This is a genomic window from Streptomyces sp. NPDC046977, from assembly GCF_040644455.1.
GTDB lineage: Bacteria > Actinomycetota > Actinomycetes > Streptomycetales > Streptomycetaceae > Actinacidiphila.
Map to the genome: position 1 here is coordinate 40,787 of NZ_JBEYWO010000024.1, position 19,784 is coordinate 60,570.

The 19,784-nt window shown below is 75.1% G+C and carries 18 protein-coding genes; 7 read left to right on the plus strand and 11 right to left on the minus strand.

The genetic code is table 11. The features are described 5' to 3' along the window. Positions 1-91 precede the first annotated feature (91 nt). Complete coding sequence (locus ABZ883_RS30280; RefSeq protein WP_360911685.1) at positions 92-2,041, plus strand: peptidoglycan recognition family protein; 1,950 nt, start codon at positions 92-94, stop codon at positions 2,039-2,041. Here ABZ883_RS30280 and ABZ883_RS30285 read toward each other — a convergent pair. The 3 genes from ABZ883_RS30285 to ABZ883_RS30295 all read right to left on the minus strand — a co-directional run bounded on the left by ABZ883_RS30285 (position 2,004) and on the right by ABZ883_RS30295 (position 6,088). Then, a complete protein-coding gene (locus ABZ883_RS30285) occupies positions 2,004-2,504 on the minus strand; it encodes a hypothetical protein (RefSeq protein ID WP_360911687.1) in 501 nt (166 codons plus the stop codon). The genes ABZ883_RS30280 and ABZ883_RS30285 overlap by 38 nt on opposite strands. Positions 2,505-2,553: 49 nt before the next feature. Beyond that, positions 2,554-5,448: an AAA family ATPase gene (locus ABZ883_RS30290; protein ID WP_360911689.1), complete on the minus strand. Its 2,895-nt coding sequence runs from the start codon at positions 5,446-5,448 to the stop codon at positions 2,554-2,556. Positions 5,449-5,848: 400 nt separating this feature from the next. Continuing rightward, positions 5,849-6,088 (minus strand): DUF397 domain-containing protein, encoded by a 240-nt coding sequence (locus tag ABZ883_RS30295; protein ID WP_360911691.1) that lies wholly within the window; start codon positions 6,086-6,088, stop codon positions 5,849-5,851. A gap of 332 nt (positions 6,089-6,420) precedes the next feature. Between ABZ883_RS30295 and ABZ883_RS30300 the strand changes: the two genes are divergently transcribed. From ABZ883_RS30300 to ABZ883_RS30320, 5 genes are all read left to right on the plus strand, one after another. Continuing rightward, positions 6,421-6,942, plus strand: coding sequence for an isochorismatase family protein (locus ABZ883_RS30300; protein ID WP_360911693.1), 522 nt, complete (start codon positions 6,421-6,423; stop codon positions 6,940-6,942). Next, positions 6,933-7,598, plus strand: a complete 666-nt coding sequence (locus tag ABZ883_RS30305) for a phosphotransferase (RefSeq protein ID WP_360911695.1) — start codon at positions 6,933-6,935, stop codon at positions 7,596-7,598. The genes ABZ883_RS30300 and ABZ883_RS30305 overlap by 10 nt, the downstream gene beginning before the upstream one ends. Positions 7,599-7,635: 37 nt before the next feature. After that, positions 7,636-8,184, plus strand: coding sequence for a chloramphenicol phosphotransferase CPT (cpt, locus tag ABZ883_RS30310; protein ID WP_360911696.1), 549 nt, complete (start codon positions 7,636-7,638; stop codon positions 8,182-8,184). Positions 8,185-8,404: 220 nt separating this feature from the next. Beyond that, positions 8,405-8,965 (plus strand): cysteine dioxygenase family protein, encoded by a 561-nt coding sequence (locus tag ABZ883_RS30315; RefSeq protein WP_360911699.1) that lies wholly within the window; start codon positions 8,405-8,407, stop codon positions 8,963-8,965. After that, positions 8,962-9,393, plus strand: coding sequence for a rhodanese-like domain-containing protein (locus tag ABZ883_RS30320; RefSeq protein WP_360911700.1), 432 nt, complete (start codon positions 8,962-8,964; stop codon positions 9,391-9,393). The genes ABZ883_RS30315 and ABZ883_RS30320 overlap by 4 nt, the downstream gene beginning before the upstream one ends. Here ABZ883_RS30320 and ABZ883_RS30325 read toward each other — a convergent pair. The 4 genes from ABZ883_RS30325 to ABZ883_RS30340 form a co-directional block, all read right to left on the minus strand. Then, entirely contained in the window at positions 9,359-10,060 is a 702-nt protein-coding gene (locus tag ABZ883_RS30325) for an alpha/beta fold hydrolase (protein ID WP_360911702.1), read from the minus strand. The genes ABZ883_RS30320 and ABZ883_RS30325 overlap by 35 nt on opposite strands. 30 nt (positions 10,061-10,090) lie before the next feature. Continuing rightward, positions 10,091-10,900: a universal stress protein gene (locus tag ABZ883_RS30330; RefSeq protein ID WP_360911705.1), complete on the minus strand. Its 810-nt coding sequence runs from the start codon at positions 10,898-10,900 to the stop codon at positions 10,091-10,093. 898 nt (positions 10,901-11,798) lie between these two features. Beyond that, positions 11,799-13,718, minus strand: a complete 1,920-nt coding sequence (locus tag ABZ883_RS30335) for a tetratricopeptide repeat protein (RefSeq protein WP_360911707.1) — start codon at positions 13,716-13,718, stop codon at positions 11,799-11,801. Positions 13,719-13,821: 103 nt separating this feature from the next. Then, positions 13,822-14,688 carry an oxygenase MpaB family protein gene (locus ABZ883_RS30340; protein WP_360911709.1) on the minus strand — a complete coding sequence of 289 codons (867 nt, stop codon included), beginning with the start codon at positions 14,686-14,688 and terminating at the stop codon, positions 13,822-13,824. A 266-nt stretch (positions 14,689-14,954) separates the two neighbouring features. Here ABZ883_RS30340 and ABZ883_RS30345 point away from each other — a divergent pair, with 266 nt between their 5' ends. Continuing rightward, positions 14,955-16,604, plus strand: a complete 1,650-nt coding sequence (locus tag ABZ883_RS30345) for a thiamine pyrophosphate-binding protein (RefSeq protein WP_360911711.1) — start codon at positions 14,955-14,957, stop codon at positions 16,602-16,604. A 28-nt stretch (positions 16,605-16,632) separates the two neighbouring features. Here ABZ883_RS30345 and ABZ883_RS30350 read toward each other — a convergent pair whose 3' ends face one another. Genes ABZ883_RS30350 through ABZ883_RS30365 form a run of 4 tightly spaced genes read right to left on the minus strand, consistent with a single transcriptional unit; the run spans position 16,633 to position 19,685 of the window. Beyond that, a complete protein-coding gene (locus ABZ883_RS30350) occupies positions 16,633-17,496 on the minus strand; it encodes a biotin-dependent carboxyltransferase family protein (RefSeq protein WP_360911712.1) in 864 nt (287 codons plus the stop codon). Beyond that, on the minus strand, positions 17,493-18,131 hold the full coding sequence (locus ABZ883_RS30355) for an allophanate hydrolase subunit 1 (RefSeq protein WP_360911714.1): 639 nt from the start codon (positions 18,129-18,131) through the stop codon (positions 17,493-17,495). The genes ABZ883_RS30350 and ABZ883_RS30355 overlap by 4 nt, the downstream gene beginning before the upstream one ends. After that, positions 18,128-18,892, minus strand: a complete 765-nt coding sequence (locus tag ABZ883_RS30360; RefSeq protein ID WP_360911716.1) for a 5-oxoprolinase subunit PxpA — start codon at positions 18,890-18,892, stop codon at positions 18,128-18,130. Before ABZ883_RS30360 ends, ABZ883_RS30355 begins: the two co-directional genes overlap by 4 nt. Positions 18,893-18,941: 49 nt before the next feature. Next, positions 18,942-19,685, minus strand: coding sequence for a putative hydro-lyase (locus ABZ883_RS30365; protein ID WP_360911885.1), 744 nt, complete (start codon positions 19,683-19,685; stop codon positions 18,942-18,944). Positions 19,686-19,784 lie beyond the last annotated feature (99 nt).

Sequence of the window (19,784 nt, forward strand, 5' to 3'; positions counted from 1 at the left end):
GGCTTCAGTGCGAGGAGTCACCCCCCACCCCGCGAGACGCCCGCACCGGAAGACCGTCGATGCGGCCACGGCGCGTGTCACCGTGGGTGCCTTGGTGTCGGCGTTTTCGGTGGTCTCGGCGCTCTCGCCCGCGCCCGCCGCAGGGGCGACACCGCCGGAGCCACGCTCCCCGCTGCAACACGCCTTCGCGACGGCGGCCGAGCGCTACCACGTGCCCGAGAGCGTGCTGCTGGGCGTCTCCTACCTCGAGTCGCGCTGGGACAGCCACCAGGGGCTGCCCAGCGTCAGCGCGGGCTACGGGCCCATGCACCTGACCGACGCCCGCACGGCGCTCGCCGGCCTCCCTCAACGAGGTGACGGCGGGGAGGACCCGCGCGGCGACGAGCAGCGACCGCTCCACGACGTCGGCCTGCCGGCCCCGGCGACACGACCGCTGCCCCCGGCGCTCACCACGCTCGACCGCGCGGCCCGGCTCACCGGCCTGCCCGCCGCCGATCTGCGCGAACGCGCCGCGGCCAATGTCGAAGGCGGCGCGGCGCTGCTCGCCCAGGCACAGAAGTCCCTGGGCGCGCCGCTGAGTCGGGACCCGTCGCAGTGGTACGGGGCGGTCGCCCGCTATGCGGGCGCCGACGACACCTCGACCGCGGCGGCCTTCGCCGACGAGGTCTTCGAGCTGATCCGGGACGGTGCCCGCCGCACCACCGACGACGGCCAGCCGATGGCCCTGGAGGCGCACCCCGGACTGACCCCGGACAGCGCCCAGGTCCACACGCCCGGACGGCACGACGCCGACCGGGACGGCACCGACTGCCCGCTGACGGTGGCGTGCGCGTGGCTGCCCGCGCCCTACACGGAGTACGGCGACAAGAACTACGGCAACCACGACCTCGCCGACCGCCCCCACGACCAGTCGATCGACTACATCGTCGTCCACGACACCGAGGCCACGTGGGACACCTCGCTCCAACTGGTGCGCAAGCCCGACTACCTGGCCTGGCACTACACCGTCCGCTCGGCGGACGGCCGCATCGCCCAGCACGTGCGGACCAAGGACGTCGGCTGGCACGCCGGCAACTGGTACGTCAACGCCAAGTCGATCGGCGTCGAGCACGAGGGCTTCCTGACCGAGCCCGGCACCTGGTACACCGAGGCGATGTACCGGGCGTCGGCGCGCCTGGTGCGCTATCTCGCGCACCGGTACGACATCCCTCTGGACCGGCAGCACATCCTCGGGCACGACAACGTCCCCGGGGCCACGTCCGCCTCCGTCGCCGGGATGCACACCGACCCCGGTCCGTACTGGGACTGGGCGCACTACTTCTGGCTGATCGGCGCACCGTTCCACGCCACCTCGGGCCCCACGGGCGGCCTGGTGACCATCGCCCCCGACTACGACACCAACCGCCCGGCCTACACCGGCTGCGCGACCACGGGCGGCACATGTCCCGTCCGCGGCTCCGAGGCGTTGCGGCTGTACACCGAGCCGCGCGAGGACGCCCCCCTGGTGAAGGACATCGGCCTGCACCCGGCCGGCGACACCACGACCGGGGTCAACGACACCGGCGCCCGGGCGTCCACCGGCCAGCAGTACGCCGTCGCCGGGCGCCGCGGCGACTGGACGGCGATCTGGTACCTGGGGCAGGAGGCGTGGTTCCGCAACCCGCGCACCGATCCGACCGCCTTCGACGGCCGCGGCTGGGTGATCACCCCGAAGGACGGGCGCACCGAGATCCCGGTGTACGGGCGTGCCTACCCGGAGGCCGCCGCCTATCCGGCCGGGGTGCCGGTGCAGCCGGACGCACCGCTGCCTTACAGGCTTCTCGCGGGGCAGCGGTACGTGGTCGGGGGGACGACGCGCGGCGAGTTCTTCCGTACGACGACCTTCGACACCGCGCAGCACGTCGTGGTGCGCGGCCGACAGCTCTTCTACGAGATCCAGTTCGGCCACCGGGTGGCCTATGTGAAGGCCGAGGACGTGACCGTGCTGCCGTCCGAGGCGGGGCTCAGCCCTGCTGGAACATCTCCGCCGGGAGGGGCTTGAGCAGCTGGTAGAGGTCGTCGGTGATCGGCCGGTCCCAGGTGGCGATGGTGACCAGCACACCGTCGCTGCGGTCGAACTGGGTGCAGGACACACGCCCCTCGGAGAGCTTGATCCTGCGGACGATCAGCAGGTTGTCGCCGTGCATGACCGGGGTGTCCTCGGTGCCGACGACCTCGACCGGTTCCTCGTTGCCGAGCGCGTCGAGCAGCTGGGCCACCTCGAAGGGGGGCTGGCCCTCTTCGAGGTCGCGGGCCGGCGAGCCCTCGGGGAGGTTGCCGATCAGCATGGCGGGACCGCGGCCGCCGAACAGGTCGTAGCGCAGGAAGATGCCCTGGCAGGTGCCGTCCTCCCCGGGCAGCAGCCCGGCGCCCAGTTCGCCCGGCCAGTCGCCCGGGTCCATGGCCAGGACGTCGAATTCCGGCCCTGTGGGCGTTGCGGCATTGCGGCGGCGGAGGAACGACATGCGCCCATCGTACGGTCCCCGGGCCACGCACGTGCCCGGGGCCGCCGACCTACACCGACAAGGCCCGCGGCAGGCCCGCCAGGTCGGTGCCGATCTTGCGGTAGACCGCGGAGAGCAGGCGGGTGACGGTCTCGTTGTCGACGCCGAGTGCCGCCGCGACGCCGTCCTCGTCCATGCCGCGGGCGGCGTGGGCGGCGGCCGCCCGTTCCTGCGCGGTGAGGGCGTCGGTCTCCGTGGCACGCAGCCGGCGCGGTCGCAGCCCGGCGGCGGCCAGTTCGTCGCGGGCGCGCTCGGCGAGGGCGTCGGCACCGCAGTGGACGGCCGTCTCCAGTCCGCGGTAGAGCTGCTCGGCCGCTTCCTGGAGGTGGGCCTCGCGGCGCAGGGCGGCGCCGTGGTCGACCAGGGCACGGGCCAGTTCGTAGCCGGCGGGGGAACGCTCCAGGTGGCTGACGGCCTCTTGGAGCAGCTTGAGCCGTTCGGGCTCGGGAGCGACCTCGGCGGCCACCCGCAGGGCCTGGCCGATGGCGGAGGCGGTGCCGTACTGGCGGGCGCGTTCGACGGCCTCCGCGGCCGTGGCGCGCGCCCGGTCGGGGGTGTCGTGGGCCTCGGCCACGGCGAGGTGGAGCTGCCAGGGGCTCCACGCGGGGTTGCGCATGCCGCGCGGGTCGAGGCGGCGTCCGACGGTGCCCAGCTGGGTGATGGCGTCCCTGACCAGGCCGCGGGCGAGCAGGAGCTCGCCGTAGACGGTCTGGGCGTCGGGGAACGTGACGGCCGCCGGGAACGGCTCGCCGAACTCGTACTCCTCCGCGAGGGCGGTGGCCTCCGTCACCCGGCCGCGGGCCACCAGGATCGTGATGAGGATGGCGACGCTGTACCAGAGCACGGGGGTGCCCCGGCCGACGCGGTCGGCCAGGCGCAGTCCGTCGCGGGCGAAGTCCTCGGCCTCGGCGAGGCGGCCGCGGCGGTAGCGGACGTAGCCCAGCAGGGAGTAGCCGAAGGCGAGGTGGGCGCCGCGCCAGCCCTGGCGCTCGTAGTCGCCGATGCCGACGGCGAAGAGTTCCTCCGCCCGGCCCGGCCGGTCGGCGTACATGTACGTCATCGCGACCAGGACGGGCACCTCGAACCCGAAGTCCTCGCTGGCCCAGGGCAGGATGCCGGTCAGGGCGCGGTCGGAGTGGGCGAGGGCGCTCTCGGCGGGCTCGCCGCGCAGGGTGGCGTCCCAGGCGCGCAGGCCGATGATGTACCGCTCGGTGAGGTCGCGTCCGGTGAGCCGGTCGGCGAGGCGGGCCAGCCGGCGGGAGCGCGCGGGCGAGTCCTGCTCGTCGCTGCGGAAGGCGTCCCACATGAACTGCTCTTCCTGCATGCGCAGGCGGGTCCGGGTGTTGCCGGCCGTGCGGGCGGCCTGCCCGACGGTGTCGGCGGCCTCGCCCAGCCGGTCGGAGTGGGCGAGGGCCTGCGAGAGCCGGTAGATGATCGCGTCGCGCAGACCGGCGTCGGCGATGGGTTCCTCCAGCGCCGCGCGGAGGTGGTTGACGGTGGTGGCGGGCTCGCTCAGCAGTGAGGAGCAGCCGAGTTCGAAGAGGACCGCGGCCCGGTCGTCGTAGGCGGGGGGTTCCCGCAGGGCGCGGGCCAGGTAGCGGCGGGCGGCGTCCGGGGCGCCGGCGCGCGTGGTGTCGCGGGCGGCCTGACGGAGCTGCGCGACGACCCAGGGGTCGCCCTCGGGGTGCGTCTCCAGCAGGTGCCGTGCGGCCGCGGAGGGACCGAGGCCGGCGTCGACGACCGCCCAGGCGGCCTGCCCGTGCAGGGCGACGCGGATCGCGTCGGGGATCGCCCGGTAGACGGCGGTGGCGATCAGCGGGTGGACGAACTCCAGGGTGTCGCTGCCGGTGAGGATGCGGGCCTTGCGCAGCCGGTCCGCCGCGTCGGCGGCCTCCTCGCCGCCGAGGCCGGCCACGCCGGCGGCGATCGCCGGGGAGATGGACGTGCCCAGGACCGCGGCGGCCCAGGCCATGCGCACGGTGGAGGCGCCGAGCCGTTCCAGCCGGGAGATGAGTCCACTGCCCTTGGCGGCCGCGGCCAGGTCGCGCAGCAGGTGGGCGCTGGACTCCTCCGGGTTCAGCCGCCGGTCGACGACCTTGGCGGTGAGCTCGACGGCCTCGAAGGGGTTGCCCGCGGTGACGGCCCAGCACTCGCGGCAGAAGGCGTCGTCGGCGTGGTCGCCGACGGTGGCCCGCACCAACTGACCGATGGCCGCGGCACTCAGCGGCTCCAGGCCGATCGGACGGCTCCCGGAGCGGTCCGGCAGACCGCGGAACGCCTCGGCGGTGGCGGGCAGTTCGTCGGGCCGGTAGGCGACGACGACCAGCATGGGGAGCTCCTCGGCGCGGGGCGCGAAGGAGGCCAGCCAGCGCAGGGACTCGGGGTCGGCCCAGTGGGCGTCGTCGAGGACCAGGACCACGGGGGCGCGCCGCACCGCGATGTGGGTGAGGACCCAGTCGAGTCCGTCGCCGATGCCCTGGGGGTCCGGGGTCGCGCCGCCCTCGGCGGTGCACAGGCCGAGCGCGGGGCCGACGATGCCGTACCAACTGCCCAGCGTGTTGCGGAGTTCCGCCTCGCCGGCGCCGGCGAGCTGGGGCTGCAGCAACTGGCGGGCGACGTGGAAGGCGACGCCCTGCTCCTGGTCGCCGCCGCGCGCGAAGAGCACGGTGCAGCCGAGCTCGGAGGCCCGGCGGCGGGTCTCGGTGAGCAGGGTCGTCTTGCCGAGTCCGGCGGGGGCGGCGAAGGCGAGCAGCCCGCCGCGGCGCGGGCCGGTGTGCTGCCGCGCCCCCGGCTCGCCGTCGTCGGCCCTGATGCCGGTGAGTTCGGCCAGCGCCTCGTCGACGGCCACGAGTTCCGCTTCGCGTTCCAGCAGTGGCCGCCGGGACTTCGGCGTGCGCTGAGTCATGTGTGCACCCCCTGGCCCTGATGGCCCTGGCCCGGCGCGCGCCGGAGCGCGCCGTTGACGTCCGGACGCCTGTCCGGTGACGTCTCAGCGTACGCCCACGGGGACGCTGGGTGAGTGGATACATGCGAACTGGTGCTGCCTGTTCGCAAACGTTCGCGCCGCGACCGGCTCCGTCCGGGAGCGCGCGGGCGGCGGCAGCATATGACGCTCAAAGGCGCGTCACGCGGGGGCAGTTCGGACGGAACGCCACGTTGTGAGCGTATCGACGACATGACGGTCCGTCAAGGACGGCGCACCGTCCGGGCCCGCGGCCCGCCGGCCCGGACGGTGGTGTGCGCATGCGGGGGTCCACAGCGGACCCCGGGGGCGTACGGGCGCGGCGTGCGCGCCGCGGGGACCGTCAGGTCAGGTCGAACTCGCCGTCGCGGGCGCCGAGGACGAAGGCGCGCCACTCCGCGGGGGTGAAGACCAGGGACGGCCCCTCGGGGTTGCGGCCGTCCCGCATCGCGATGTAGCCCTCGACGAAGGCGATCTGGACATCGCCCGTCCCCTGGCTGCTCGACTGCCACTCGGCGTTCGCCAGATCCAGCTGCGGCTTCGTACCACCCGACAACGGCGATCCGATCGTGCTCTCGGCCACGTCCGTGCTCCTCCCGACTGCGTCGTCCGGGCCAGCCTAGCGAGGGTGCCGGGGCCCGGACAGGTCATGGGAGAACCTGCCCGGCCCCGGTACGGGTTCATGCCCGCGTCACCCTCCGGGGTGGCCGGATCCGACCGGTCGCCCGCGCCGGAGAGGGGTTCCGCCGCCCCGCGCGTGTCGCGGAAACCGCCCCTCCACCCCGCGCGCGGACGGGCGTACGCCCCGCGGGCCGCGGGCGGGGCTGCGGGCCCGTCACCACGGAATACGTGCCTCCGGCAGCCGATTCCCGGTTCGCCTGGTCAGGCCGCGGCGCGGGTGCCTAGGGTGTGCCCATGACGCGTCTCGACCCGCAGCGCACGGCACTTGTCGTGATCGACCTGATGGACCGCATCGTGGGGCTGCCGTTGGCCCCGCACTCCGGGCAGGAGGTCGTCGCCGCGTCCTCGGCGCTCGCCGCCGCGTTCCGCAAAGCGGGGGCCCCGGTCTTCCTCGTACGGGTCGAACGCCCGGGCGTCGACGAGCAGCCGCCCGGCAGCGACCTGGTGGCCGGCCTCGCCGAGGACGGCGACACCGTGGTGGTCAAGCGCTCGGTCGGCGCGTTCCACCGCACCGGCCTGGACGAACTGCTGCGCGGGCAGGGCATCGACACTTTGGTGCTGTGCGGTGTCGCGACCAACATGGGCGTGGAGTCCACCGCGCGGGCCGCCTCCGACCACGACTACGAACTCCACTTCGCCGAGGACGCGATGACCGCGCTGACCGCCGAGGAGCACAGCGCCGCCGTCACCCAGGACCTGCCGCGCTTCGGAAAGGTCGCCACCGCCGCCGGGCTCGCCGCCGCGCTGTGGAACTGATCGGCCGCGGCCGGGACGCGGACGTCTTCGCCCTGGACGGATTTCGTGTACTGCGCCGCTACCGGGACGGCGGCCCGGCGGGCGAGGAGGCGCGCCTCATGGCGTACCTGGCCGAGCACGGCTGCCCCGTGCCGCGGGTCCACGACGTGAGCGGCGCCGACATGGTCATGGACCGGCTCACCGGCCCCACCATGGCGCAGGACCTCGGGCGCCGCCCGTGGCGCGCGTACGCGCACGGGCGCACGCTCGGCCGTCTGCAGGCGGCGCTGCACCGCGTCCCCGCCCCCGGCTGGCTGCCGCGGCGCTTCCCCACCGGACGTACGGGCGACGAACGCGTCCTCCATCTCGACCTGCACCCCGAGAACGTGGTCCTCACGCCGGGCGGACCGGTGGTCATCGACTGGCGGAGCGCCGCGGCCGGCGATCCGGCGGCCGACGCGGCGCTGACCGTGGCCGTGCTGCGCGGCGTCGTGCTCGGCGGGATGCAGCGCGCCGGGGTCCGGGTGCTGCTGCGCGGATTCCTCCGGGACTGCGCGGTGGACCCGGCACCGCGCCTGGCCGAGGCGGTCGCCGCGCGGCTCGGCGACCCCAACCTGCGGCCGGAGGAGGCCGAACGGCTGCGCCGGCTCTCCCGCCGGGCGCCGGACGGCAATTGAGTCGCCGCCCGCGGTGGGCGGCGCCTAGCCTGGCACCATGGCTCCCCGCGTGATCGTGCTCAACGGCGGTTCCAGTTCCGGCAAGTCCGGCATCGCGCGCTGCCTTCAGGCGCTGCTCCTGCCGGACACCTGGCTCACCTTCGGCATCGACACCCTGATCGAGGGGATGCCGGCGGCGCTGCGCGCCTCGGACTCCGGCCTCGGCATCGCCTTCGGCGCGGACGGCGAGGTCACGATCGGACCGGGCTTCCGGGCGCTGGACGAGGCATGGGCGCGGGGCATCGGCGAGATGGCCCGAGCGGGGGCCAGGGTGATCGTGGACGAGGTGTTCCTCGGCGGCGCGGCGTCGCAGGACCGCTGGCGGCGGGCGCTGAACGGGCTGGACGTGCTGTGGGTCGGGGTGCGCTGCGCACCGGAGGTGGCCGCGGGGCGCGAGACCGCGCGCGGCGACCGCGTGCCGGGGATGGCCGTCGCGCAGTCCGGCCTGGTGCACCGCGGAGTGATCTACGACCTCGAAGTGGACACGACACACACGGAGTCCATCGACTGCGCGCGCACGATCACCGGTCGCGTCGTGCCCCTGTGACGAGTGCGCCAAGGGGCGCGACGCGGGCCGCGTCCTGTGGTTTCATGGGCTCATGCGCACGAACATCTGGAACCTGGGGCCGCTGTGGCCGGGCCGTCGTGCGCACCATTTCGACCAGAGCTGTCGCCGGGGCTGACGTCCGCCCCCTCCACACCGACCCCCGCGACACCTTCCCGCCGCGTGCGGGGCGTCGGGCGACCACTGCTCCGGAGCGATTCCCATGGCCCTGCACGACAGGGCGAGCGGTCCCACGCCGCTCGTCCTCCCCCAGTTGCGCGCCCTTGTCCGCGGCTACGCGCAAGCCGTCGAGGACGGCGCGCACCGGCCCGTCCACCTGCCGGAGGGCCGCTGGTACACGCGGCTGCACCAGGACCCGTACGTCGACGTCTGGCTGATCACCTGGCCGCGCGACACCTCCACCGAACTCCACGACCACGCGGGGTCGCTCGGCGCGCTCACCGTGGTCAGCGGTGTGCTCACCGAGCACCGCTGGACGTACGACCGCGAGGGCCGCGGCCGGATCACCGGCCGCGAACTGGCGGCGGGCCGCGGCACGGGCTTCCCCCTCGGGCATGTCCACGACGTCGTCAACGCCTCCGCGGCGCCCGCGGTGAGCGTGCACGCCTACTCGCCGCCGCTGACGGCGATGGCCTACTACGCGGTCGACGACACCGGCTCGCTGCGCCGTACCCGTACGGTGCTGACCGACGCGCCGGAACCGGCGGCCGTACCCGCACCGCTCCCGACCCCGTCCGCAGTCCTCCGGGAGGCCGTCCGATGACCGGGCCCGAACAAACCCCTGTCCCGTCCGGCATCGACCGGATGCTCGCCCGCGCCCGGGAACGCCTGCACAGGATCGGGCCCCGGGAGGCGGCGGCCGAACTCGCCGCCGGCGAGGCGCTGCTCGTCGACATCCGGCCGGCAGCGCAGCGGGCCCGGGAGGGCGAGTTCGCGGAGGCGCTGGTCATCGAGCGCAATGTGCTGGAGTGGCGGCTCGACCCGCTCAGCGACGCGCGCATCCCGCAGGCGACCGGGCACGAGGTGCGCTGGATCGTGGCCTGCTCCGAGGGCTACACCTCCAGCCTCGCGGCGGCCTCCCTCCACGACATCGGGCTGCCGCGCGCCACCGACCTCGAAGGCGGCTTCCAGGCCTGGCGCGCCGCGGGGCTGCCGGTCAGGGGCGGCGAGGATCCGCCAGGAACGGACTGACCTCGGCGAGGAAGCGCTCCGGGTCGGCCTCATGGACCAGGTGCCCGGCTTCGGTCGCCACCAGTCGCGCGCCGGGGATCCGGGCGGCGATCCGCCCGATCCCGTCCTGGGAGACATGGCTGCCCGGGCCGCCGGCGATCACGAGTGTGGGGCAGGCGATGCCGCCCAGCAGGTCCCACCAGCAGGGTTCGGGCGCGTTGATCCACCGGTTGACGGCCGCGATCACGCGCCAGTCGAAGGCCTCCCCGCCCTCCGGGCCGGTGGGCACCGCCCGCGGCGGCACCGCGGGGTCCGGCGGCACGGGCTCCTCCAGGACGAGTGCGGTCAGCCGCTCCGGGCGGGCGGCGGCCAGCAGATAGGCCACGACGGCGCCCATGGAGTGCCCGGCCAGGGCCACCGGTCCGGGGCCGAGCGAGTCGAGGAGCGCGGCGACGTCGTCCCGCATCGCCTCGAAGGCGTACTCCCCGGGCCACTCGCTGCCGCCGTGCCCACGCAGGTCGGGCGCGTACACCCGGTGGGTCCGCGCCAGCGCGGGGGCGACCGGCGCCCAGTCCGCGCCGTCCGACCCGCGCCCGTGCAGCAGGACCAGGGGCGGGGCCCCGGGGTCGCCCCAGGTGCGGTAGGCCAGCCGGACGCCGTTCACGTGTGCCGTACGGAGATCGTCCACGCGCCCGACGCTACCCCGGGCCCGCGGGCGTCATTCGTACGGGACCACGGCCACCGGGCAGGGCGCGTGGTGCAGCGCGGCGTGCGCGGTCGGCCCGAGGCAGGCGGGCTGGTGGCTGCGGCGGCCGACGACCAGCAGGCCCGCGCCCGCGGCGGCGTCGACGAGGGCCTGCGCGGCGTTGCCGGCGACGACCTCTTCCGTGATCTCCACGCCCGGCGCCTTCTCCCGCCAGGGCTCCATCGCGGCCGCCACCGCGTGCTTCTCGCCCGCCGCGATCTCCGCGCCGCAGGCCGGGTCCATCGCCGCGGGCGCGTACCGGTAGATCGGCGGGTACGACCAGGTGTGGACCGCCCGCAGCGGCGTACCCCCGCGCTGCGCGGCCTCCACGGCGAAGGCGGTCACGTCGGCGGCGCCCTGCCGCAGGGCCAGTCCCAGCACCACCGGCCGGGGGTCCCGCACCTCGGGGGCACCGCCGTCGCGGACCACCACGACGGGGCGGGTCGCCCGGGCCAGGGTGGCCTGGCCGACCGTCCCCACCACGTAGCCGGACAGCCCGCTCAGCCCCTGCGAACCCAGCGCCAGCAGCTCGCTCCGCCCGGCCTCCGCCACCAGCAGCTCCGCCGGCGGCGCGTCCGCCACGTCCGTGGTCACCGTCAGCCCGGGATGCGTGGCCGCCAGCTCCTCCGCGGCCTCGCGCAGCATCCCGTCCCCGTACGGATGGCCGCCCGCGTGCACGACCCGCAGCGGCACGTTCCGGCGCACCGCCTCGCACGCCGCCCAGCGCACCGCCGCACGGCTCTCCGGCGACCTGTCCAGGCCCACGGTCACGGGTCGGATCATCGGACGCGCCTCCCTCCACCCACCCCCAATGTAGGCGCCCCCGCCCCGCGGGGCGCTCCGGCGACGGCCCGCTCAGTTCGCAGGGGGGCTCCCTCCCAGTGCGGCGCCGTGCGTCCTGCGGCCCGGGGCCTCGCGGCGGGGGATCCGCGCCCCGGGGCGCGCGGCCCGCGCACCCCGGGCGCCGCCGCTCCTCGGCCGCGCTCGGCACTGCGCTGCAGGGCGTCTTCCTCGACCTCGCCCGTCTACGAGGAGGGGGATAGCCCGGGAGACCGCCCGCGCGGCACCGGCCGCCGACCGCGCAGGCGCCCGAACCGGTCCCGGCCCTGCTGCTCATCGATGCGGATGGCCTGCGCCCATGAACCGCGTTCCGGCCACGCGCGGTTCTGTGTCCCGCCGCGCATCCAGCGGCCCGGGGCCTCGCGGCGGGGGGGACCCGCCCCCCAGGGCGCGCGCCCCGCGCACCGCGGGCGTCGCCGCTCCCCCTTGCCGTCGCCTGCGTGCTCCGCGCCGAGCGCCCCGCCCCGACAGGCAACCGTGTTCCGCCGCACCGTCAGTCGGACTGGCCGACCGCGCTCCTCACGGCACTACTCCCCCCTCGGTGCGGCTGTCCTGCGCATCGGAACGGCCGACGCCCACGACACATTCGCGTGCAGGCGTCGGGCTGACACAAAGGGACGAACGTCGCCTGAGGTCCCGTCAGGTGACTTGGTCGCCCGCACGGAACGCCCGAACCGCTCACGGTGTGCGACTGGCTGTACGCCAGGACGGTCGGCCCAGGACATGTTCGCCCACCGACGCCGGGCCGCTCACGGCGACGTTCCTCGCCCGCACGCACGGCGGCGCCTTCGCGCGCCAACGCGGACCGGCGCGAAGGGGCGGAACACTTCCTGATGGATCGTCAGTTCATCTGGCCCGCCGCGGCACCCGCCGCCGACCGGGCGGGGCGGCCGAGCCGCTCACCGCACTGCTGCTCGTCGGCGCGGCTGGCCTGGGTGTCGGGGTGGGCGGCGCCCAGGACGCGTTCGCGTGCCGCCGCCACCTCTCCGTGCAGGGCAAGGGCCTCCTCCCACTGCCCGAGCCAGCCGAGCGCAACGGCGGCCTCGCGGCGGCTGACGAGGGTGTCCCGGTGGTCGGCGCCCAGCACCCGTGCACGGGCTTCCGCGACCGCGCGGGCCTCGGTCAGCGCGTCCTGCCAGCGCCCGAGGCGGCCCAGGTTGAGGCCGAGGCCGTGCCGGGCGCGCAGCGTGTCGGGGTGGTCCGGGCCGCTGACCCGGGCACGGGTCGCCGCCAGATCGGCGTAGAGCGCGCATGCCTCGGCGTACATGCCCATCCGGCCGAGGCAGGCGCCCAGTTCGTGCCGCGCGGCCAGGGTCTCGGGGTGCTCCGGGCCGAGCGCGCGGGCACGCGTGGCGGCGATGCGGTCGTACTCCAGGCGGGCCTCCGACCAGCGGCCCAGCAGGTCCAGCAGATGCGCGGTCTCGCCGCACGTGGTGAGCGTGTCGGGGTGGTCCGGGCCCAGCACGCGGGCGCGGGAGACGGCGACCTCGGCCGCCAGGGTGTGGGCGTCGGCGGTGCGGCCCAGGCGGCCCAGCGTGACGGCGAGGTTGTGCCGGCAGTGCAGCGTGTCGGGGTGGTCGGCGCCCTGCCGCCGTTCGCGGGCGGCGAGCACGGTGGTGTACGCGGCGTGCGCCTCGGTGTGGCGGCCGAGCCGGCCCAGGGTGTACGCCGCCTCCTGGAGCGCGGCCAGCGTGTCGGGGTGGTCCGGGCCGAGGCTGCCGGCGCGCGCGGCGGCGACGTCCTCGTAGGTCCGCAGCGCCTCGGCGGCGCTCGCCGGCGGCCGGTCCGCCGCCGCCGCCCGGGGAACGCGCGGGCCCGGCCGCAACCCGGCCTGCCGCGCCCACGAGGGAAGTTCCGTCCGGGCCTCCGTAACGGCGACGGCCACAGGAGCGGGAGCGTCCCGCAGCGGCGCCAGGCGCCCCGCCACGTCCGCCGCGCTCTGCGGCCGGTTCCCGGGCTCCTTGGCGAGGAGGTCGAGGATGAGCCGGTCCAGCCCGGCGGGGAGGTCGCTTCGGTGCTCACGCGGCGGCACGGGCGCCGTGTCGCGGTGGCCGACCAGCACGGCCCAGGCGTCGTCGAGGTCGAACGGGGGTGCGCCGGTGGCCAGTTCGTAGAGCACGCAGCCGAGGGAGTACAGGTCGCTGCGGTGGTCGATGGACTCGTCGGCGCCGATCTGCTCCGGCGACATGTAGTGCGGGGTGCCCATGGCGACGCCGGTCCCGGTCAGCCGGGAGGTGAACCCGATGTCGTGGCCGAGCCGCGCGATGCCGAAGTCGCAGATCTTCACGGCGCCGTCGGTGAGCCGGACGACGTTGGCCGGTTTCAGGTCGCGGTGCACGATGCCCCGGGCATGCGTGTACGCGAGCGCGTCGGCGATCTGCAAGGCGATGTCGGTGATGTCCGGTACGGGCAGCGGCTCGCCGCCGTTGTCCTGGAGCAGCCGGCGCAGGTCACGCCCCTCCAGCAGCTCCATGACGAGGAAGAGCACGCCCTCGTACTCGCCGAAGTCGTGCACGACGGTGATCCCGCGGTGCGGCAGCGCCGCGGCGACCCGGGCCTCGCGGCGGAACCGCTCCTGCAGCACCCGGCCCATCGACGGGTCCATGGCGGGGCTGAGCTGCTTCAGGCACTTGACGGCGACCTCCCGCCCCAGCGCCTCGTCCTCCGCCCGCCAGACCTCGCCCATGCCGCCGCGGCCGATGCGTTCCAGCAGCCGGTACCGTCCCTGCAGCACGGTGTCGCCTTCGTGTACCGCCTTCATGCCGCGCGCCGCCCCCGTCGTTCCCCGACTCTCCCCTCCCCCAGTATGGCCGCGCGGGCAGCCGATGGGCATATCGCCGCAGAGGGTATCGCCGTGGGGCCGGTCAGCTCCCGGCGCGTGCCCGCTCGCGCAGCCGGTACGCCGAGGGGTGCGTCCCGGGGCCCAGCCGGCCGACTGCCTTGAGGATGTGGCCGGGCGGCAACTGCCAGCGCAGGTACGACGGGACCGCCCGCAGTACGCGTCCCGTGGCGCGCAGCCGCCGCAGCGTCACCGGCACCGACGGCGCGGGCCGCCCGTACAGTTCGTGGGCGAAGGGCGGCAGCGCGCCGTACGCCAGGGCGGCCGCCTGCCCCCACAGGACCTCGCGCACCGGCAGCAGCGCGGCCGGCACGGGGGGCCTGCGCAGGAAGGCCTGGACCTCCAGGGCCTCGGGCGTGAGGGCCAGTTGGGGCCGGATCTTCTCGAAGTACGCGGACAGCTCGGCGGTGTCGGCCGGTACGCCCGCCGGGTCCAGGCCCACCAGGCGCGCCGCCTCGCGCTGTTCGTCGACGTAGGCGTCGGCCTGTGTGTCGCTCAGCCGGTAGCCGGAGCCGCGGGCGACCGACAGATAGGAGTCGATCTCCGCGCAGTGCACCCACAGCAGCAGTTCCGGGTCGTCGACCCCGAACCGGGCGCCGCTGTCCGGGTCCCGCCCCCTGAGCCTGCGGTGGATGCCGCGCACGCGTGCGCCGGCCCGCTCGGCCTCCAGGGTCGTCCCGTAGGTGATGGTGCCGACGAAGTCCGCCGTCCGCAGCAGCCGGCCCCAGGCGTCCTTCCGGAAGTCGGAGTTCTGCGTGACGCCCCGCACGGCCCGGGGATGCAGTGCCTGCAGATACAGTGCCCTGACTCCGGCGACCCACATCATGGGATCCCCGTGCATCTGCCAGGTGACCGATGCGGGCCCGAAGAGCCCGGGGTCCGTGTCGCGCATGGCGCTCTCCCCCTTCCGGATGGGGCCAGCATAGGACCGCGCGGTCCGTTCGGCGCGCTCCCGCACCGGGCCGCGGCCGGGCCGCGGCCGGGCCGCAGCGCCGCCGTCCCGGTTGCGGGTCCCCCGGGAGCCGGGAGAATGGGGCAAGGTATGTCCTTTACGTCACCATAAGCAACGCTCCGTGACGATCCGCCTCTCCGGCCGCGGCGCGGGCTCCCCGCCCGTCACCGCCCCCGGGGCGGCGGCGCCAGAAGGAAAGAGACCCCATGCCCAGCACCGTGATCCAGCACGTCCTGAACCGGCTGCACGACATCGGCGTGCGTCATGTCTTCGGCGTCCCCGGCGACTACGCGTTCCCCGTCAACGATGCCATCGCCCAGCATCCGGGCATCGAGTGGATCGGCAGCTGCAACGAGCTGAACGCCGCCTACAGCGCCGACGGGTACGCCCGGATCCACGGCATCGGCGCGGTCTGCACCACCTACGGCGTGGGCGAGCTCAGCGCCATCAACGGCATCGCCGGCGCCTACACCGAGCACCTCCCGCTCTTCCATCTGGTCGGGATGCCCAAGATGCCGGTCCAGGCGCACCACTCGCTGGTCCACCACACCCTGGGCAACGGCGAGTTCGACCTCTTCCGGAAGATGTCCGAGCCCGTGGTGTGCGCGAGCGCCATCATGACGCCGCAGAACGCCGCGGCCGAGACCGAGCGCCTGATCGCGGCGGCGCTTTACCACCGCCGCCCGGTCTACATGGCCTTCCCCGCCGACCTCGCGGAGATGCCCGTGGTCGGCGAGGCCCACCCGATCCCCGCGCCCGCCAGCGACCCGGCGCAGCTGAAGGCGGCCGTCCGGGCCGTGAGCGACATGCTCGGCCAGGCGGACAGCGCCTGCGCGCTGCCGGGCATCCTCACCGAACGCTCCGGCCTCGGCGCCGAGCTCCAGGGGTTCCTGGACGCCACCGGGCTGCCCTTCGCCACGATGATGGCCGACAAGGGCGTCCTCGACGAGGACCAGCCCGCGTACGCCGGCATGTACGACGGCAAGCTCATGAACGAGAGCGTCCGCCGCTTCGTCGAGGACGCGGACGTCGTCGTGATCGTCGGCGCGCTGATGCACGACTTCAACTCCGGGGCGTTCACGGCCCACCTGGATCCCGGCCGCACGATCAGCATCTGCCACCACCACGTCAGTGTCGACGGCATGACCTACCAGAGCGTGGAGATGAAGGACCTCCTCGACGCCCTGGCCCGCGAACTGCCCCGCAAGCAGTGGCCGCGCCCGACGTCGGAGGTCTCCCGCATGGCCCCGGCGGGCGGCTCGGCGGGCGACCCGATCACCGCGGAGAACCTGTATCCCCGCTGGGAGAGCTTCCTCAAGCCCGACGACATCCTCGTCGCCGAGACCGGCACCGTCTCCATGGGCCTGGCCTTCGCGCGGCTGCCCCGCGGCGCCACCTTCCAGAACCAGACCCTGTGGGGTTCCATCGGCTGGGCCACCCCCGCGGCGGTCGGCGCGGCCGTCGCTGCGGACGGCAGGCGCGTTGTGCTGATCACCGGCGAGGGCTCCCACCAGCTGACCGCGCAGGAGATCAGCCAGTTCGGGCGGTACGGCCTGCGGCCGGTGGTGTTCGTCCTGAACAACCACGGCTACCTGATCGAGCGCATGCTCTGCAAGCACCCGGACATCGCCTACAACGACCTGGCCAACTGGCGGTACTCCGAGCTGCCGAAGGCCCTCGGCTGCGACGACTGGTTCACCGCCCGGGTGTCCACCCTCGCCGAGCTCGACCGGGCCATGGAGGCGGCGGACAAGGCCGGCACCGGCTGCTGCATCGAGGTCATGACCGACACCTACGCCGCACCGCCGCTGGCCCACCAGCTCCACGACAATCTGGAGACGCTCTACTCCACATGAGCCCCACCGCTCTGCGCACACTCCTCAGTCAGCGCAGGAGGGTGAACCGCACCGGCAGGCCCGGTGCGGCTTGCGCCGCCGGCGCCAGGTGGCGTTCGGGGACGACACCGACGACGGGATAGCCGCCGGTGGTCGGGGAGTCGGCGAGGAACAGGACGGGCCTGCCGTCCGGGGGCACCTGGACCGCGCCGACGACCATGCCCTCGCTGGGCAGTTCACGTGCCACGGCCCGCTCCAGCGCGGGGCCGGCCGTCCGCAGCGCGATGCGGTTGCTGTGCGGGGAGACGGTCCAGTGCCCCGCGGTGAGGGTGCGCAGCGCGGCAGGGGTGAACCAGTCGTCGCGCGGGCCGAGGAGGACCGGCAGCACCAGTTCGCCCGGCGGCCCCTGCCAGGGCGGCAGATCGGTGTGGACGGGCGGGCCCGCGGGCGCGCCGAGCGGCAGCACGTCGCCGTCCGCGAGCGGCGCGGGGCCGAGTCCCGACAGCAGGTCGGCGGAGCGGCTGCCCAGCACCTCCGGTACGGCGACGCCCCCGGAGACGGCGAGATAGCTGCGCACGCCGCTCGTGGCGGGGCCGATGTCCAGGACGGCGCCGGCCGGGACGTGCACGGGCTCGGCCCACGCCGCCGGGCGGCCGTCCACCCGGACGGCCGCGGGGGCGCCGGTGACCACGGCCGTCAGGGGGCGGCCGGCCCGGACGGCGACCCCGGTCAGCGTGGTCTCCAGGCCGGCCGCTCCGGCGGGGTTGCCGGCCAGGCGGTTGGCCAGCCGGTGCGCGGGCGCGTCCAGGGCCCCGGAGCGGGCCACGCCGAGCGCGGCGTGCCCGTACCGGCCCAGGTCCTGCACCGTGGTGAGGGCCCCGGCGCGGACGACGACGAGGGTGCCGTGGCTCACGCGTCCGTCTCCCCCTGCGCGTCCCCGACCGGGGCGAAGCGCACGCGCGTCCCCGGTACCAGCAGGGCCGCGGGCTCCCGGCCGAGGTCCCACAGCCGGGCATCGGTCGTGCCGATCACCTGCCAGCCGCCGGGCGACGCCCGCGGGTAGATGCCGGTGTAGTGCCCGGCGAGCGCGACGGAGCCGGCGGGGACCGAGGTGCGGGGCTCGGCCCGCCGGGGGACGGCGTAGCGCTCGTCCATGCCCGTCATGTAGGCGAAGCCGGGTGCGAACCCGCAGAAGGCGACGCGGTGTTCGGTGCCGGAGTGCAGGCGTACGACCTCCTCCCGCGACACGCCCCACGTCTCGGCGACGACGCCGAGGTCCGCGCCGTCGTACCGGACGGGGATGTCCACCAGGGGCCCGCTGCCCGGCGGCAGCGACGGCACCGGGCAGTCGCGCAGCGCGGCGCGCACGGCGGGGAGATCGGGGACGCCGTCCAGCAGTACGGTGCGGTCCCCCGGCACGATCTCGCGCACGGGCGGGAGAGCGCCTTGGTCGCGGCGGCGCAGGAGTTCGGTGTGCCAGGCCTGGGCCTGCTCGGAGGAGTCGAGGTCGAGCAGGAGCGCGTCGTCGCCGACCGGCAGCAGCCTCATGCGAAGGCCTCCAGTTCCAGGCCGGCCTCGCCGAGGGCGGCGCGGACCCGGCGGGCGAGTCCCACGGCACCGGGGGTGTCCCCGTGCAGGCACAGGGACCGGGCGCGGACGGTGACGGTCTCGCCGGTGATCGCCGTGACCTGGCCGTCGCGGGCCAGGGCGACGGCCTGCCGGACGACCTGGCCGGGATCGGTGAGGACCGCGCCCGGTGTGCGGCGCGGCACGAGCGTGCCCTCCGCGGTGTAGGCGCGGTCCGCGAAGGCCTCCGCGACGGTGGGGAGCCCGAGTTCGGCCGCCGCCTGGTGCAGCGCGGAGCCCGGCAGGCACAGCACGGGGAGCGCGGGGCCGACGAGCCGGGTGCCCCGGGCGACCGCGAGGGCCTGCCCGGCGTCGGCGACCACGCGGTTGTAGAGGGCGCCGTGCGGCTTGACGTACGCGACGCCGGTGCCGGCGGCGCGGGCGAACACCTCCAGCGCGCCGATCTGGTAGCTGATCTCGTCGGCCAGTTCCTCCGGGGGCACCTCCATCGCCCGGCGTCCGAATCCGGCCAGGTCCCGGTAGGAGACCTGGGCGCCGATCCGGATGCCGGCGGCCGCGGCGCTGTCGCACACCCGCCGCATGATGGAGGGGTCGCCCGCGTGGAAGCCGCACGCGACATTGGCGCTGGTGACCACGGAGAGCATGGCCTCGTCGTCGGTCAGGGACCAGCGTCCGAAGCCCTCTCCGAGGTCCGCGTTGAGGTCGATCACGGTGTGGGTCATGGGTGGTGCGGCTCTCCTCGCTTCTCCTCGCGACCGTACGGGTGCCGTCTCACGCGACCTGCTGGTCGACGTCCCGTGTGTCGGTGATGAACATGTACCCCGGCGCGTGCGTGATGGCGAACGGCGGGCGCGAGGCCATCAGGGCGGCCTGCGGTGTCACCCCGCAGGCCCAGAAGACGGGCACGTCGCCGGGCTCGGCCTGCACGGGGTCGCCGTAGTCGGGGCGGGTGAGGTCCGCTATACCCAGGGCGGCCGGGTTGCCGATGTGGACGGGGCCGCCGTGGACGCCGGGCATCCGCGCGGTGACCCGGACCGCGGTGCCGACGAGCCCCGCCGGGACCGGCCGCATGGAGACCACGACCGGTCCCCACAGCCGGCCGGCGGGGCGGCAGTAGCGGTTGGTGCGGTACATCGCGACGTTGCGGCCCTGGTCGACGTGGCGCAGCGGCACCCCGGCACCGCGCAGCGCGGTCTCGAAGGTGAAGCTGCAGCCGATGAGGAAGGAGACCATGTCGTCGCGCCAGTGGCGGACGACGTCCTGGGGCTCCTCGACCAGCACCCCGTTCTCCCAGACCCGGTAGCGCGGGAGGTCGGTGCGCAGGTCGGCGCCGGGGGCGAGGGCGGTGCTCCGGGCGCCGGGCCCGGTGATGTCCAGCAGCGGGCACGGCTTGGGGTTGCGCCGGCAGAACAGGGCCACGTCCTGGGCCCAGTCGGCGGGCACGGCGATCAGGTTGACCTGCGTGTAGGCGGAGCACCAGCCGGTGGTGGGCCGGGCGGTGCCGTCCCGGAACATCGTCCGGGCCGCCGACGGGGTCAGAAGGGATTCCTTCACAGTTGCCACCCTAGATTCTCGTTGAACAATCCGACAAGGAACCTGTTGTCTCGTCCCCGG